We start from the raw sequence: 15,088 nt of genomic DNA, 5'->3' as shown, positions 1-15,088 counted from the left end.
CGCGCCTCCGGCCGGGTGGCCAGAGACGTCAAAGGCATATTATCGCCGCTGCTTGGGTCAGGGGGCGTCGCTGGCGGCAAATTCCACTGAAATTTGTTCTGCCACCTGCGCCAGCGCCGGCCCGAGCGCCGTCAGCAAGGCGCGCGCCTGCTGCAGGTCACCGCCCAGGCGCAAGCCTTCGATCGACGTGCACAGGCCCGCAAACGCATGCGCGCCCACGGCCAGCGCCGACGATTTGCTGCGGTGGCCCAGGTCGGCCAGGCGCCCCAGGTCTTCCAGCGCCATGGCCTGCTCCATTTCGGCGATGCCGTCGCGCGCCGTGTCAAGAAACAGCTGGGTGTACTTGCGCATCTTCACGGCGTCATTGCTGAACGTGAGCGCCAGCGTGGCCAGGTCGAGGATGGCCGTGTCGCGCAATTCCGGCGAAGCGGCCGCTGGCGGCGCTTTCGGCGCTGCCGCCGGCCTCTCGCCCGCGCGCGCATGGCCGATGCCGCCAATCCCTCCACGCAGGCGGAACCATTTCGCCAGCAGGTGAAACAGCAGATTCGGGGCGATCGGCTTGGTCACGAATTCGTCCATGCCCGCCGCCAGGCAGCGGGCGCGGTCTTCGCTGCCCGCATTGGCCGTCATGGCGATCACCAGCAGGCCGGCAAGCTGCGGATCGGCGCGGATGCGGCGCGTCGCCTCGAAGCCGTCCATTTCCGGCATCTGCACGTCCATCAGCACGCAGTCATAGCGCTGGTGGGCAAGCAATTCCAGCGCCTCGCGGCCATTGCAGGCGACGCAGACGGTGGCGCCGGCGTCTTCCAGCAATTCGCAGCCCACCTGCTGGCTGAAGACGTTATCTTCCACCAGCAGGATGGACGCGCCGCGTATCACTCCCAGCACTTCCGGCTCCACTTCGGCGATGCGCTCGTCGCTGGCCTGCGTGCTCTTCTCCAGGCGCGCCGTGAACCAGAAGGTGCTGCCCAGGCCAGGCTGGCTGTACACGCCCACCTTGCCGCCCATGAGCTCCACCAGCTGCTTGCTGATCACCAGTCCCAGGCCGCTGCCGCCATACTTGCGCGTGGTCGACGGGTCCGCCTGGTGGAAGGAGCGGAACAGCTGCGCCACCTCTTCCTGGTTCATGCCGATGCCCCGGTCCTGCACTTCGAAGCGCAGCATGCTGTGGCTGCCCCGCTCCTCGGACTGGCGCACGCGCACGAAGATGCTGCCATTGTCGGAAAACTTGATGGCGTTGCTGGCCAGGTTCAGCAACACCTGCTCCAGGCGCAGCGGGTCGCCACGCCAGCGCTGCGTCAGTTCCGGCGCGATATCGAACTGCAGTGCCAGGCCCTTGACGGCGGCCGCATCGCCAAGCTGGCTGGCGATGTTCGCCAGCAGGGTGTCGAGACGGAAATCCAGCACTTCCAGTTCCAGCTTGCCCGCCTCGATCTTGGAAAAATCGAGGATGTCGTTGATCAGGCCCAGCAAATGCTGGCCCGAATGGAAGATTTTCTGCAGATAGTCGCGCTGGCGCGCGTCGGCCACGGATTTCAGCGCCAGGTGCGCCATGCCGATGATGCTGTTCATCGGCGTGCGGATTTCATGGCTCATGTTCGACAGGAAGTCGCTCTTGGCCTGGCTGGCCGCGTCGGCCTGCTCCTTCAGCCGGTGCAGTTCCGTCACGTCGGTGGACAGGCCGATCAGGCCCGTGACGGGACCGGGCAAGCCCAGCGGCACCTTCACGCTCCACAGGTGGTGCACCTGCCCTTGCGCATCGACGAAGCGCTCCTCGCCGACGAACTTGGCGCCGCTGTCGAACACCTGGCGCTCCGTGCGCTGCGCGGATGCCGCCGCATCGCCGAGCATCAATTCGCCATCCTGGCGGCCGATCAGCTGCTCCGCCGAACGGCCCAGTATCTTCGCCGTGCGCGCATTCACGTAGCGGTAGCGCAGGTCGGCATCCTTCATGTAGACGTAGGCGTCGACGCTGTCGAGCACCGTATCGAGCAAGGTGCGCTGCGCCACCGCGTTGCGGCGCGAGCGGTACAAGGTAAAGATATAGCCATAAATGAGCAGGGTGCCGGCCACGCCGACGGCCAGCGCCAGCCATGGAAAATAGCGGTCGAAGGGGCTGTACAGCTCCGCCTTGCGCACGCGGAAATGGGCTTTCCACAGGCCGCCCTGGTACGCCACCGGCAGCACCTGGTCAAAATAGTCGGCATCGCTGCCCGGCTGCGGCGGCAGGGCCGTCAGGTCGCCACCGTCGTTGAACAGCAGGCGGTCCTGCGGCGTGATGCGCCAGACGCCGTCGGCAGGCGGCGCCTCGGCGGCGCTGTACAGGGTCAGGTGCAGCGGTTCCAGGGCGCTGCGTTCGAGTGCGCTGTGCACCAGCTGCGCCACGCCAAAGCCGATGCCGACGGATCCCTGATAGGCGGCGCGGCGCTCGGCCACGCTGCCTTGCGGCATGCCATTGCGGTACACGGGCAGGCGCATGCCCAGGCCCACGTGCGCGGGCGGTCCCTTGATCATGATCACCTGGCCCGACGCGCCGACCTCGCCGCTGTCGCGCGCCTGCGCCAGGGCCTGCGCCACCAGCGGGTTGGCGCCGATATCGACGCCCATGCGCTCGGCCAGCAGGGAGTCGGGTTCCAGGTAAGTGAGCACCGCGTATTCCGGCCGCTCGCCGGGCGGTCGAATGGTGAATGCGGGATAGCCGCGCGGCGCCAGGCTGGTGTCCTTGCGCACGGCCTCGATGAAGGCGGCGCGCTGCGCCGACGGGACGGCCACCGCGTAATTGACCGATTCGATGGCAGGGAACTGGCGCGCGATATCGAGGCCGGCCACGTAATCGTGGAACTGGCGGCGCGTCAGGTGCTCGCTGGTGCGGAACAGGGCTTCGAGGCCGCGCAGCAGGTCGGAATAGCTTTTTACGCGCGTGGCCAGGCTATGCTGGGCGCCATGCGTGAGATTGTCGAAACGCTGTTCGGCGTCGTCATTGACCGTGCGCGCCGCACCCGCATACAGGGCGCCGCCCACCGCCAATGCCAGCAGCAAGCCACCCGCCCAGATTCTGATGCCTGATCCCGCCCCGCCCTTGCTCAAAGTGTGCATTGTCAATCGCTTATTCCGGTTTCCTCGAATGTGCGGCGCTCCGGCCACCCAGCAAGTACGAGGATACTATCAAAGCTCCTGCCAGACGCGCTTGTGCAAGAAAAAAAGCGCGCATGATGGTTGCACTGGAAAACAACGCGCGCTTAAGCCTCCCGCAGCTCACCGGCCAGGAAGTCGCAAAAGGCGCGCACCTTTTCCTGCACATGGCGCCCGTCGGGCATCAAGGCATACACGCCGCGCCTGGCCATGCCGTGCGACGGCAGCACGCGCACCAGGGCGCCGCTGGCCAGCAGCGGTGCGGCGACGAACGACGGCAGCGCGCCCACGCCGATGCCCGCCACCAGCATGTCGGCCAGCAGCAGGCTGCTGTCGGCGGAAAAGCGCACAGGCAGGACGATGCTGCTGCTCCCTTCCGGGCCGGCCAGCTGCCAGATGCCGGGGCTGTCGGCCAGGCGGTAAGCCAGGCAATCGTGGCCGTGCAAATCCTGCGCCTGACGGGGTGTGCCACGCCGCGCCAGGTAGGCGGGCGCCGCGCAAATCATCTGCTCGACGTCGCCCAGGCGGCGCGCCACCAGGGTCGAATCGGCCAGCGCGGCGCGGATGCGCAGCGACACGTCATAGCCCTCGCCCACCACGTCACGCAGGCGGTCGTCCAGGGTCATTTCGATTTTGACTTCCGGATAGCGGGCCATGAACACCGGCAGCAGCGGCGACAGCACCTTCAGGCCAAACGACAGCGGTGCATTCACGCGCAGCCGCCCCGCCACCTTGCCGGCGCAGCCGCGCGTGGCCAGTTCCAGCGCATCGATTTCATCGAGCAGGCGGCAGCATTCCAGATAATAGGCGCGCCCGCCGTCCGACAAACTCATGCGCCGCGTCGTGCGCACCAGCAGCACGGTCGCCAGATGCGCCTCCAGCTGGCGCACCTGCTTGCTGATGGCTGCCGCCGACTGGTTCAGGTCCAGCGCCGCCTTGCTGAAGCTGTCGCGCTCGACCACCTTGCGAAACACGCGCATGTGCGCCAGGACATCCATGATTCTTTCCCTTCAGTTGAATATCTTATTATTTTATCGCTGATTATCAATGAATTAGAAAATAATATGATGAAGGCTTCTTCATTCATGTCACGCAAGGAGTACCCCATGTTCAAACCATCCGCCACCCTGACCACCATGCTGCTGGCGCTGCTGGCCGGCACAGTGCAGGCCGCCCCGGCCGCCGCCCTGCCGGAAGTGGGCATCAGCCCCTGGGGGCCGAAAGACGAGATCGGCCGCCTGAACCTGATGACACCGGCCTCGCGCGCCGCCATCCTGGCGCGCATCGACGGCGGCAAGAGCTACGACCTGGCCGTCGATTTCTATGTCGGCATGCCCAGCTGGCAGGCGGCCGGCGATCCGCCCTACCAGATGTGGATGACGCACACGCCGAAGGGCAACGTGGTGGCCGACTCGATGAACGTGGGCGAACAGATGAACCGCCACGTCAGCTATACGGGCTCGGCCGTGTCCATGTATGCGCACATGGGCACGCATATCGACGCCCTCAATCACTTTGGCTTGAACGGCAAGATCTGGAATGGTTTTACGGAAGAGCAATACCTGGGCGACCGGGGCTGGACCGTGACGGGCGCCGAAAAACTGCCGCCCATCGTCGCGCGCGGCGTGCTGATCGACGTGGCCGTGGCCAAGGGATTACAACAGCTGCCCGACAATTACCGGGTCACGCGGCAAGACTTGCGCGCGGCGCTGGCAAAACAGAAGATCGCGCTGGAAAAAGGCGACGTGGTGCTGATACGCACGGGCCGCATGCAGCACTATGAGCAGGCGCAAGCGTACATGGCCAATCCCCCCGGCCTGTCGCTGGACGCGGCAAAATTCCTCGTGGAAGATGGCGGCGCCATGGTGGTCGGTGCGGACAACCTCAGTTTCGAAGCGTTTCCGTCCGAAGTGGCAGGCAATTACCTGCCCGTGCACACCTATCTGCTGGCGCAGCAGGGCACGCCCATCCTGGAACTGGTCGACCTGGAAGCGCTGTCGCGCGACAGGGTCTACCAGTTTGCCTTCATCGGCGCTTCATTGAAATTCCGTGGCGGCGACGCGGCGCCCATCCGTCCCGTGGCGCTGCCGATCCGCTAAATTCCGCTGGATCACACGGTCGCGGCCAGCAAGCCCTGTGCGCCATGGTCATCCCAGGCATCGGCGCAGCGCACCACCTCGCCCACGACGATGATGCTGGGGCTGCCCAGGCCGCTGGCCAGCAAGTCGGCAGGCAAGGCTTGCACGGTACTCAGCAACTGGCGCTGCGCCGGCAAGCTGGCCGACTGCACCACGGCCACGGGCGTGCCTGGCGCCATGCCGCCGGCCAGCAAGCCCGCCTGGATGGCGGCCACCCTGGCCACGCCCATGTAGATGACGAGGGTGAGCTTGCTCTGCGCCAGTGCCGCCCAGTTCGGCTCGGACGCGCTATCCTTGCCATGGCCCGTGACGAAGATGGCGCCCTGGCTCCAGCCGCGGTGCGTCAGCGGCACGCCGATGCTGGACGGCGCGGCCAGGCCGCTGCTGATGCCAGGGATCACTTCGACGGCCACGCCGTGGCTGCGCAGGTAGGCGCGCTCTTCGCCGCCGCGCCCGAACAGGTAGGGGTCGCCCCCTTTCAAGCGCACCACGTGCAGGCCGGCGCGGGCTTCGGCCAGCATCAGGCGTTCGATGAAGGCTTGCGGCGTGGAAGCGCAGCCGCCTCGCTTGCCCACCTCGACCACGCGCACGCCGGGTGCCGCATGCGCGAGCATGGCGGGGTTGACGAGGTCGTCGATCAGCACCACGTCGGCCCGCGCGATGGCCTTCACCGCCTTGATGGTCAACAGGTCCGGGTCGCCGGGGCCGGCGCCGACCAAAGTCACGCTTCCTTGTTGTGCCATGATGAAATCTCCCATTAAAAAAAGTGGCCGATGGCAAACGATGCCGCGTACGCTTCCGGCGCGCTGCCGTCCCACACGACGCCGTCGCACAGGGTCGAGCTGCGCAGCGGTGAAGCGGGCAAGGGCGTGGCCGTCATTTCCGCCGCCTGGCGGTACAGGTCGATGCGGTTGACTTGCCTTGCCACGGCCAGGTAATCGGGTTCGTCGCGCAGCAAGCCCCAGCGCCGGTGCTGGGTCATGAACCACATGCCGTCGGACAGATAGGGAAAATTGACGGCGCCGGCGCCATAAAACTTCAAGCCGTGCGCCTCGTCCCAGGTCTTGCCCAGGCCATCCTGATAGTGGCCGAGAATGCGCGGCGCCAGCGTTTCCTGCGGCGTATTCAAGTAAGCGGGCTCGGCCAGAATGGCCGCCATGGCCAGCCGGTTGGCATCGGTGGCGTCGATCCAGCGCCCCGCCTCGAGCACGGCGGCGATCAGGGCGCGGCAGCTGTTCGGATGCTGCTGCGCAAACGCGGCGCTGGTGCCCAGCACCTTGCCCGGATGGTCGGGCCAGATGGCGCCGCTGGTGGTGGCTGTCACGCCGACGCCATCGACGATGGCCTTGTAGCCCCATGGTTCCCCGGCGCAAAAGCCATCCATCTGGCCCGCGCGCAAGGCGGCCACCATCTGCGACGGCGGCACCGTCATCACGCGCGCGTCGCGCAGCGGGTCGATGCCATGCGCAGCCAGCCAGTATTGCAGCAGCATCGCGTGGTTGCCGGTCGGGAAAGTATGCGCAAACGCAAATGGCCGCGCCGCGCCGCGCATGTGCCGCGCCAGTGTGGCGCCATCGTGGGCGCCCTCGCGCGCCAGCGCCGCCGACAGGGTGACGGCCTGGCCGCTGTGATTGAGGTTCATCAGCACGGCCATGTCGTGCTGTTGTCCGCCGATGCCCATCTGCACGCCATACACGAGGCCATACAACACGTGGGCAACGTCGAGTTCACCGCTATTCAATTTATCGCGCACGCCGGCCCACGACATCTCGCGGCTCAGTTCGATCTTGATGCCGTATTTTTCATCCAGGCCCAGCTTTGACGCCATCACCAGCGAGGCGCAATCGGCCAGCGGCAGGTAGCCGATGCGTATCGTCTGTTTTTCCGGCTGCAGGGACCGCATCACCTGGGCACCATGTCCCGCCTCTTTGCCCGCTTGCTCTGTCATACCATTCCTTGCTGATAAGTACTGTTTTTCCGCGCCACCGTGGGCAAGGCTCTCCCCTTTCCGCAGCAAGGACCGTGCCTGTGCACGTCCCTTCCAGGGAGGCTGGAAACGCACCTAAATGGTGCACTGCACCAGCATGTATCAGGAAATGGACGATTCATCCCAGCAAGTCCTCCACGTCGAGGATACGCTGGGCAATTTCCGCCAGTTTGAGTTTCTTGTTCATGGCCATGCTGCGCAAGCGCTGGTAAGCCTGGTCTTCCGTCAAGCCGTGATGCGTCATCAACAAGCCTTTGGCCCGCTCGATCACCTTGCGCTCGAGCAGCTTGTGCCGCGTGTCGAGCAATTCGGCGCGCAATTTTTCTTCCTGGCGAAAGCGCGCCAGAGCCACGTTCAGCACGGGTTGAATGCGCTCGGCCTGCAAGCCGGCCACGATATAGGCGGACACGCCGGCCGCCATGGCCGCGTCAATGCTGGCCGTGGCGCCGTCTTCGGTAAAGAGTACGATGGGGCGGCGCTCATCACGCGTGGCAATGACGATGTGTTCGAGTACGTCGCGCGCATCCGATTCGGCGTCAATGATGATGAGGTCGGGCTGCAGCTGGGCGATACGTTCGGGAAGGTAGAGGTCGGCTGGTAGGGAGGCGACGATGTCATACCCCGATTCAAGCAAACCGATGCGCAAGGCGTTGCCGCGCTGCACCTGGGCCGCCAATGCCGCATTCTCGTGCACGCCGTGCTCGACAATAGTGTTGACGACAACAATGCGCAATGGCTGGGTACGGCTGGACGTCATGGAGGGCTATCTGCAATGGCTAAACACAACCATTGCAGTAAGCAAGAAGCGAACCAGATAACGCTAGGGCCCCTTACTTCAGGGTCGGCATGGCAAATTCGGCGCCGGCCGCCGTCGATGCCGGCCAGCGCTGCGTCACCGCCTTCTGCTTCGTGTAGAAACGCACGGATTCCGGACCATGCGCGTGGTGGTCGCCGAACAGGCTGCGCTTCCAGCCGCCGAAGCTGTGGAAAGCCATCGGCACGGGGATCGGCACATTGACGCCCACCATCCCCACCTGCACCCGGTGCGTGTATTCGCGCGCCGTATTCCCATCGCGCGTGTAGATCGCCGTGCCGTTGCCGTACTCGTGCGCATTGACGAGGTCCAGCGCCGTGGCAAAATCGGGCACGCGCACGATGCACAGCACGGGGCCGAAGATTTCCTCCTTGTAGATCGTCATCTCGGGCGTGACATGGTCGAACAGGCTGCCGCCGAGGAAAAAGCCGTTTTCGTGGCCTGGCAACACGAAACCGCGCCCGTCACTGACCAGCTTGGCGCCTTCCTTGACGCCCGTGGCGATATAGCCGGCAATCTTTTCCTTGTGCACTTGCGTCACCACAGGACCCATTTCCGCTGTTAAATCCATGCCCTGCGTAATCTTGAGGGCGGCGATGCGCGGCACCAGCGCCTCGACCAGCTGGTCCGCCACATTGCCCACCGCCACCACCACGGAAATGGCCATGCAGCGCTCGCCCGCCGAACCGAAGGCGGCGCCCATCAGGGCATCGACGGTTTGCGGAATATCCGCGTCCGGCATAACGACCATGTGGTTTTTCGCGCCGCCCAGCGCCTGCACGCGCTTGCCCTGCGCGCAGCCGGTGGCGTAGATATATTCGGCGATCGGCGTGGAACCGACAAAGCTGACGGCGCGCACGTCCGGGTGATGCAACAAGCCATCGACGGCTTCCTTGTCGCCCTGCACCACGTTGAAGACGCCATCGGGCAAACCCGCATCCGTCAACAGCTGCGCCAGCAGCAGGCTGGCCGACGGGTCGCGTTCCGACGGCTTTAATACGAAGGTATTGCCGCAGGCAATTGCCATCGGGAACATCCACATCGGCACCATGACGGGAAAATTGAAGGGCGTGATGCCGACGCAGACGCCGAGCGCCTGGCGGATGGACCAGGCGTCGATGCCGCCGGCCACCTGCTCCGAATACTCCCCCTTCATCATTTGCGGGATGCCGCAGGCAAATTCCACTACTTCGATGCCGCGCGTCACTTCCCCTTTGGCATCCGTGAACACTTTGCCGTGCTCTGCCGTGATCAGGGCGGCCAATTGATCCGAATGCTCTTCCAGCAATTCCTTGAACTTGAACATCACGCGGGCGCGGCGCAGGGGCGAGGTTTGCGACCAGGCGGGAAACGCCGCATGGGCGGCGGCCACGGCCGCGTTCAGTTCGGAAGGCGTCGCCAGCGCCACCTTCGCCGTCACGGCGCCCGTGGCGGGGTTAAAAACGTCGCTCATGCGCTCGGAGCGCGAAGCCATCGGGTTGCCACCAATAAAGTGGCCGATCTGTTGCGTTGTCATTGTTTATCCTTGCTTATTTCGTCATCAGCCAGTCATGGGCCGGGTCGTTTTTAAAATGCCACACGCGTCGCGGGCCGGCCATCACGTTCAGGTAATAGCCATCGTAGCCATACGGCACGGTGACGGGGTGGTAACCCCTGGGCACCATCACCACGTCGTGGTTTTCCACGGCCATGGCCTCGTCGATGGAACGGTCGTCCGTGTAGACCCGTTGAAAGACAAAGCCCTGCTCCGGGTTCAAGCGGTGGTAATACGTTTCTTCCAGTGAACTTTCCAGTGGAATATTGTCGCTGTCGTGCTTGTGCGGCGGATAACTCGAGGAATGGCCGGACGGCGTCACCACCTCGACCACCAGCAAACCATCGGCCTCGGCCGTCTGCGGCAGGATGTCGCACACATAGCGGGTGTTCGCCCCCTTGCCGCGCACCGAGCGCGTCATCGCAGACGGCTCGATCAGGCGCGCCGGACGCTGGGTCGTGGCCGGCGCGCTGCACAGGGCCACTTCCGCATTGCTCACGGCCGTGATGCCGACCGTGGTTTCCAGCGGCACATACACGGCATACGGCGATACATCGTCAAACACGCTCTGGCGATTGCCGATGGCTTCCCACATCTGTTCACCGGCCCGCACCGTCACCATGCCCGTCAGCACGACGATGCACAGTTCGCGGCGGCCCGTGTCCAGGCTGAGGCTCTCGCCTGCTTGCAACCGATGCGCGGCGAAGCCCACGTGCGTCCAGCCGGCCGACGCGGGCGTGACCTCGACGATCTTGCCGCCGGTCTTGGCCGCTTTGACCAGCAGCGGGCTCATGCCGCCTCCCTGCCCAGGCGGGGAATGGCCTCGACCAGATGCGCCAGGTAATCGTGGCCCATCTTCGCATACTGATAGCTGGGCGCGACGGCCGGATCCTGCTCCGCCTCAACCACCAGCCAGCCCGCGTAGCCGTGCAGATACAGCCGCGTGAGGATGGCCGGGAAGTCGATGCTGCCGTCGCCCGGCACGCTGAAGGCGCCATTGATGACGGCCTGCAGGAAACTCCAGTGGCCATTGCGGGCCAGTTTCACCACATTCGGGCGCACGTCCTTGCAATGCACGTGGCAGATGCGATCTATATGTTTATTCAGCACTGCCAGCGCATCGCCGCCGGCAAAGGTGATGTGACCGGTGTCGAACAGCAAGCCGACCTCGGGTCCCGTCAAGGCCATCAATTGGTCCACATCGGCCGGCGTTTCCACGTAAGCGCCCATGTGATGGTGATAGGCCAGGCGTACTCCATGCGCCAGCAGGTGGGCGGCAAAGGCCGTCAATTTGTTTGCATATTCCTGCCATTGCTGCTGCGACTGGAAACGGGGGCGCTTATACAGGGCGCGCGCTTCGCCCTGGATGGCGTCAGCCACTTCGCCGTAGACCATCACGGTGGCGCCGCTGTCCGCCAGCAAACGCAGATGCGATGCCACGGCGGCGATCTCTTCCTCGACAGAGCGGTGCGCCAGGCGGCCCGAATACCAGCCGGAGACGCACGCCAGGCCATACTTGCCCAGCACGGCGTTCAGGGACGGGGCGTCTTTCGGAAACTTGTTGCCCAGTTCAAAGCCCACGTAGCCGATCTCGGCGCCTTCCTTGAGGGCCGTTTCCAGCGGGGTTTCTCCACCCAGCGACGGCAAATCGTCGTTCATCCACGAGATCGGGTTGATGCCGATCTTCACATTCCATGTCGGTGCGTTCATTTTTGTTGTCCTTGGCGGTCAAGTTCATAACGGGCGCGCGCAAGCTGCACGCCGGGCTGGGTGGAGACCTCGGGCACGGCCACTTCCCACCAGCAACCACCCTCTTCGGTCGTGCGCGTGTCGTCCGTATCGATGCAGATCAGATAGGTACGCGTAGCGGCGCGGGCGCGCAGCATCGCCTGTTCCAGTTCGGCAATCGAGCCCACATGTTCGGACAGCGCGCCCAGCGATTGCGCATGCAGGGCAAAGTCGATATGCGGCGCGCTATCGGGCAACATATTGTTGAACGAAGCATTGCCGCACGCCTGCTGCAGGCGGTTGATGCAGCCATAGCCCCGGTTGTCGAGCACGACGATGATGAGTTTTTTATCGAGCATGACGGAAGTGGCGATTTCCGAATTCATCATCAGATAGCTGCCGTCGCCCACCATGACGACGACCTCCGCTTCCGGTTTCGCCATCTTGACGCCGAGGCCGCCGGCGATTTCATAGCCCATGCACGAATAGCCGTATTCCATGTGGTAGCCGCCTGGCGTCGACGTGCGCCACAGCTTGTGCAGTTCGGCCGGCAGAGTCCCCGCCGCGCAAACGACGATGTCGCGGCTGGCAGAGTCCGGTGAAGAACGCTGTACGGCGCCGATGACTTCGCCGTCGTACGGCAAGCCGGCCACCTCGCGCTTGCCGGTGATGGCGGCCACCGTCGCGCGCCAGGCGTTGCCCGCCTGCTGCGCGCGGTCCATCCATTGCCCTGCGCTGTTCCAGCTGCCAAGCAGCCGCGACAGGCCTTGCAAACCCAGCGTCGCGTCCGCCTGCAAGCCCAGGCCACGACGTTTCAGTACGTCAAAACTGTTGACGTTCAAGCTGACCAGCTGCGCCTGCGCAAACAGGGAATTCGAGCCGGTGGTGAAATCCTGCAAGCGCGTGCCGATGGCCAGCACCACGTCCGCATCCGCCGCCAGCGCGTTCGCGGCAGGCGAGCCCGTCACGCCGATGGCGCCCAGCTGCAGCGGATGGTCCCATGGCAAGGCACTCTTGCCCGCCTGGGTTTCCGCCACGGGAATGCCGTGGCGCTCGGCAAACGCCTGCAAGGCGGCGCTGGCCTTGCCGTACAGCACGCCGCCGCCAGCCACGATCAGCGGCTGCCTGGCGTTTTTCAACAGCGACACCGCTTCTTCCAGCTCCTGCTCGACAGGCGGCAAGGCACGGAAACGCACGACTCTCGGTTCGAAAAAGCTGGCAGGATAGTCATACGCCATCGTTTGCACGTCTTGCGGCAAAGATAAAGTGACGGGGCCGCAGGCGGCCGGGTCCGTCAAGGCGGCGATGGCACGCGGCAAGGCGGTGAGCAATTGCTCCGGATAGACGATACGGTCGAAATAACGCGATAAAGGTTTGAACGCATCGTTGACGGAAACGCTGCCATCCGTGCCGTCTTCCAGCTGCTGCAGCACGGGATCGGGTGCGCGCGAGACGAACACATCGCCGGGCAGCAAGAGCACGGGCAAGCGGTTCACGTGCGCCAGGGCGGCGGCCGTCAGCAAGTTGGTGGCGCCGGGACCGATGGAACTGGTCACCGCCATCATGCGCCGGCGCATGTGCGCTTTTGCGTAAGCGATGGCCGCGTGCGCCATCGCCTGCTCGTTGTGGGCGCGGTAAGTCGGGAAACTGTCACGGTACTGGTACAGCGCCTCGCCCAGTCCCGCCACGTTGCCGTGGCCAAAGATGGCGAAGGCGCCGCCGAACAAAGGTTCGCCCCCTTCCACCCGCAAGGCGGCCAGATAGCGCACCAGCGCCTGCGCCATGGTCAATCTGATCGTGGCGCTCATGCTGCACGCTCCAGGCGGTTGCGCGTACGCTGCCACAGGGCGATGAGCTGCTCGAAGTTGGCGCGCACTGCGGCGATCAGGCCCGCATCGTCGAGTTCGCCCGCCAGCCAGCGGCGGCTCGGTTCCTGGAAGATGGTGCGGCCCACCATGAAGCCGCGGCACGTCGTGCTGGCACTGGCTTGCTCAAAACTGTCGGCCAGGGCGGCAATCGGCGCGTTCAAACCCAGCAGGACGACGCCACGGCAATACGGATCGCGCTCATGCACGAGGGCATCGATGGCTTGCCATTGTTGGGCAGACATGCTTTCCAGCTTCCACCATTCCGGGTAAATGCCCAGGTTGTACAGGCGCTTGACGGCACGCAAGACCGTGTCGTCGCCGTGCGGCAAGGCTTCCGACGGTATCACTTCCAGCAACAGTTCGTGACCGCTCACTTGCGCCGCGTCGTACAGGGCCTTGATCTGCGCTTCCTGTTCCAGGCGGTTTTCCACGGCGTCGTCCGGGTGCAGCTGCACCAGGCATTTGATCACATGTTCCTTGGGCCAGCTGAGCAGGTGCGAGCCGATGGAACGGCCCCAGTCGAATTGCAGCGGGTTTGATCCCGGCAATTCCACGGGACGGCCGATCCACCAGCCACGTCCCGTCGCATCATTGAGGGCATCGACGCCATAGCGGCCATCGATCAGCACGCCAGTCTTGCCGGCCAGCTGCAAGGCCGTTTCCGTCTGCGCCACGGCTTGCACCATCAATTGTTTCAGGGCCGCAATGGCGGACTCGGGTGCGCCCGTCTGTTGCGCCAGCTCAAAGAATTGCGTGCGGTGGTCAAAGGCAAACACGCACAGCTCATTCCACTCCTTGCGCGCTACCGTCGTGCGGTGCAGACGGGACAAGGTCGCGTCCTGGTCCGGCTGCGTCAGTTTGGCCGCGTTGGCCAGGAAATAGTCTAGCTCGACGGGCGAAGGCATGGCCGGCGCGCAGCCGTGGCGCGACACGACCAGGGCGCCGCAACCGTTCGCGTAGCGGCAGCACGCTTCGTAATCCTCGCCGCGCAGCCAGCCTTTCAGAAAGCCCGAGAGAAACGCGTCGCCCGCGCCCAGCACGTTCAGCACTTCCACGCGCACGCCACGGAAGTTATACGCGTCATCCAGGCTATGCGGCACCACATTGTCGATGACGGCGCTGCCCAGCGGCCCGCGCTTGACGACGAGGGTCGCCAGGGTGGAGGACCGCACGGCGCGCAGGGACGCCATGATGTCGGCGCCGCCACCGGCGATCATGAATTCCTCTTCCGTGCCGACGATCAAGTCGAACTGCGGCAGCATGCTTTGCAGATGTTTGGTGACGCCTTCGTTCGAGACGAAACGCGTTTCGCCGTCCGCCTTGCCCGACAAGCCCCACAGCACGGGCCGGTAATCGATGTCGAGCACGGTGCGCACGTTGCTGGCGCGGGCCAATGTAAGGGCCTGCGTGCTGACGGCGTGCATGGCGGCCGTGGAGAAATGCGTGCCAGTGATCAACAGCGCCTTGCTCGATCCAATGAAGGCCGCATCCACCGAAGATGCTTCGATGGCCATGTCGGCGCAATTTTCACGGTAAAAAATCAATGGAAACGTGTTTTTATCCTTGATGCCCAGCATCACCAGGGCCGTCAGGCGGTCGTGGTCGATGCCCACATGGCTGACGTCGCAACCCTCTTTCGACAAGGTGTCGGTGAGGAAACGCCCCATGTGATCGTCGCCCACCTTCGACAGCATGGCTGACTTCAAGCCCAGGCGCGCCGTGCCGAAGGCGATGTTCGCCGACGAGCCGCCCAGGTATTTGGCAAAGCTGGTCGCGTCTTCCAGGGTGCTGCCGATCTGCTGCGCGTACAGGTCCACCGCCAGGCGGCCCAGGCAGATCACGTCCAGCGCGCGGCCCTGGGCAAATTGTGTGGAATTATTCATGGCT

Annotated in this window: 11 protein-coding genes; 1 reads left to right on the top strand and 10 read right to left on the bottom strand. The window is 64.6% G+C overall.

Going from position 1 to position 15,088, the window contains the following annotated elements; translation table 11 throughout:
• Positions 1-57 precede the first annotated feature (57 nt).
• Together LSO07_RS12820 and LSO07_RS12815 are read right to left on the bottom strand one after the other, a co-directional pair.
• Positions 58-3,096 carry a CHASE domain-containing protein gene (locus tag LSO07_RS12820; RefSeq protein ID WP_151094612.1) on the bottom strand — a complete coding sequence of 1,013 codons (3,039 nt, stop codon included), beginning with the start codon at positions 3,094-3,096 and terminating at the stop codon, positions 58-60.
• A 143-nt stretch (positions 3,097-3,239) separates the two neighbouring features.
• On the bottom strand, positions 3,240-4,130 hold the full coding sequence (locus LSO07_RS12815; protein ID WP_092610783.1) for a LysR family transcriptional regulator: 891 nt from the start codon (positions 4,128-4,130) through the stop codon (positions 3,240-3,242).
• Between the two features lie 138 nt (positions 4,131-4,268).
• Between LSO07_RS12815 and LSO07_RS12810 the strand changes: the two genes are divergently transcribed.
• Positions 4,269-5,231 carry a cyclase family protein gene (locus LSO07_RS12810; RefSeq protein ID WP_225317452.1) on the top strand — a complete coding sequence of 321 codons (963 nt, stop codon included), beginning with the start codon at positions 4,269-4,271 and terminating at the stop codon, positions 5,229-5,231.
• 11 nt (positions 5,232-5,242) lie between these two features.
• Here LSO07_RS12810 and cobA read toward each other — a convergent pair whose 3' ends face one another.
• The 8 genes from cobA to LSO07_RS12770 form a co-directional block, all read right to left on the bottom strand.
• Positions 5,243-6,013, bottom strand: coding sequence for a uroporphyrinogen-III C-methyltransferase (gene cobA, locus LSO07_RS12805; RefSeq protein WP_151094608.1), 771 nt, complete (start codon positions 6,011-6,013; stop codon positions 5,243-5,245).
• 14 nt (positions 6,014-6,027) lie between these two features.
• Positions 6,028-7,218: a CmpA/NrtA family ABC transporter substrate-binding protein gene (locus LSO07_RS12800; protein ID WP_151094606.1), complete on the bottom strand. Its 1,191-nt coding sequence runs from the start codon at positions 7,216-7,218 to the stop codon at positions 6,028-6,030.
• 157 nt (positions 7,219-7,375) lie between these two features.
• Positions 7,376-8,014 carry an ANTAR domain-containing response regulator gene (locus LSO07_RS12795; protein WP_099380218.1) on the bottom strand — a complete coding sequence of 213 codons (639 nt, stop codon included), beginning with the start codon at positions 8,012-8,014 and terminating at the stop codon, positions 7,376-7,378.
• A gap of 73 nt (positions 8,015-8,087) precedes the next feature.
• Positions 8,088-9,587: a CoA-acylating methylmalonate-semialdehyde dehydrogenase gene (locus LSO07_RS12790; RefSeq protein ID WP_034777890.1), complete on the bottom strand. Its 1,500-nt coding sequence runs from the start codon at positions 9,585-9,587 to the stop codon at positions 8,088-8,090.
• A gap of 13 nt (positions 9,588-9,600) precedes the next feature.
• Entirely contained in the window at positions 9,601-10,398 is a 798-nt protein-coding gene (gene iolB, locus LSO07_RS12785; RefSeq protein WP_231773008.1) for a 5-deoxy-glucuronate isomerase, read from the bottom strand.
• A complete protein-coding gene (gene iolE, locus LSO07_RS12780; RefSeq protein WP_151094604.1) occupies positions 10,395-11,315 on the bottom strand; it encodes a myo-inosose-2 dehydratase in 921 nt (306 codons plus the stop codon). Before iolE ends, iolB begins: the two co-directional genes overlap by 4 nt.
• Complete coding sequence (iolD, locus tag LSO07_RS12775) at positions 11,312-13,141, bottom strand: 3D-(3,5/4)-trihydroxycyclohexane-1,2-dione acylhydrolase (decyclizing) (RefSeq protein ID WP_151094602.1); 1,830 nt, start codon at positions 13,139-13,141, stop codon at positions 11,312-11,314. The genes iolE and iolD overlap by 4 nt, the downstream gene beginning before the upstream one ends.
• Complete coding sequence (locus LSO07_RS12770; protein ID WP_151094599.1) at positions 13,138-15,084, bottom strand: bifunctional 5-dehydro-2-deoxygluconokinase/5-dehydro-2-deoxyphosphogluconate aldolase; 1,947 nt, start codon at positions 15,082-15,084, stop codon at positions 13,138-13,140. Before LSO07_RS12770 ends, iolD begins: the two co-directional genes overlap by 4 nt.
• Between the last annotated feature and the right edge of the window lie 4 nt (positions 15,085-15,088).

Origin of the sequence: Janthinobacterium sp. PLB04 (assembly GCF_021165895.1) — a bacterium.
Lineage (GTDB): Bacteria > Pseudomonadota > Gammaproteobacteria > Burkholderiales > Burkholderiaceae_D > Janthinobacterium > Janthinobacterium lividum.
The sequence above is the reverse complement of the archived record's forward strand: the minus strand, read 5'-3'. Positions and strand labels throughout refer to the sequence as shown.

What these genes read in the sequence shown, in the direction of transcription:
- iolD (WP_151094602.1), bottom strand. Translation starts at nt 13,141, where the DNA reads ATGAGCGCCACGATCAGATTGACCATGGCGCAGGCGCTGGTGCGCTAT.
- LSO07_RS12800 (WP_151094606.1), bottom strand. Translation starts at nt 7,218, where the DNA reads ATGACAGAGCAAGCGGGCAAAGAGGCGGGACATGGTGCCCAGGTGATG.
- iolE (WP_151094604.1), bottom strand. Translation starts at nt 11,315, where the DNA reads ATGAACGCACCGACATGGAATGTGAAGATCGGCATCAACCCGATCTCG.
- LSO07_RS12820 (WP_151094612.1), bottom strand. Translation starts at nt 3,096, where the DNA reads ATGCACACTTTGAGCAAGGGCGGGGCGGGATCAGGCATCAGAATCTGG.
- cobA (WP_151094608.1), bottom strand. Translation starts at nt 6,013, where the DNA reads ATGGCACAACAAGGAAGCGTGACTTTGGTCGGCGCCGGCCCCGGCGAC.
- LSO07_RS12770 (WP_151094599.1), bottom strand. Translation starts at nt 15,084, where the DNA reads ATGAATAATTCCACACAATTTGCCCAGGGCCGCGCGCTGGACGTGATC.
- LSO07_RS12790 (WP_034777890.1), bottom strand. Translation starts at nt 9,587, where the DNA reads ATGACAACGCAACAGATCGGCCACTTTATTGGTGGCAACCCGATGGCT.
- LSO07_RS12795 (WP_099380218.1), bottom strand. Translation starts at nt 8,014, where the DNA reads ATGACGTCCAGCCGTACCCAGCCATTGCGCATTGTTGTCGTCAACACT.
- iolB (WP_231773008.1), bottom strand. Translation starts at nt 10,398, where the DNA reads ATGAGCCCGCTGCTGGTCAAAGCGGCCAAGACCGGCGGCAAGATCGTC.
- LSO07_RS12815 (WP_092610783.1), bottom strand. Translation starts at nt 4,130, where the DNA reads ATGGATGTCCTGGCGCACATGCGCGTGTTTCGCAAGGTGGTCGAGCGC.
- LSO07_RS12810 (WP_225317452.1), top strand. Translation starts at nt 4,269, where the DNA reads ATGCTGCTGGCGCTGCTGGCCGGCACAGTGCAGGCCGCCCCGGCCGCC.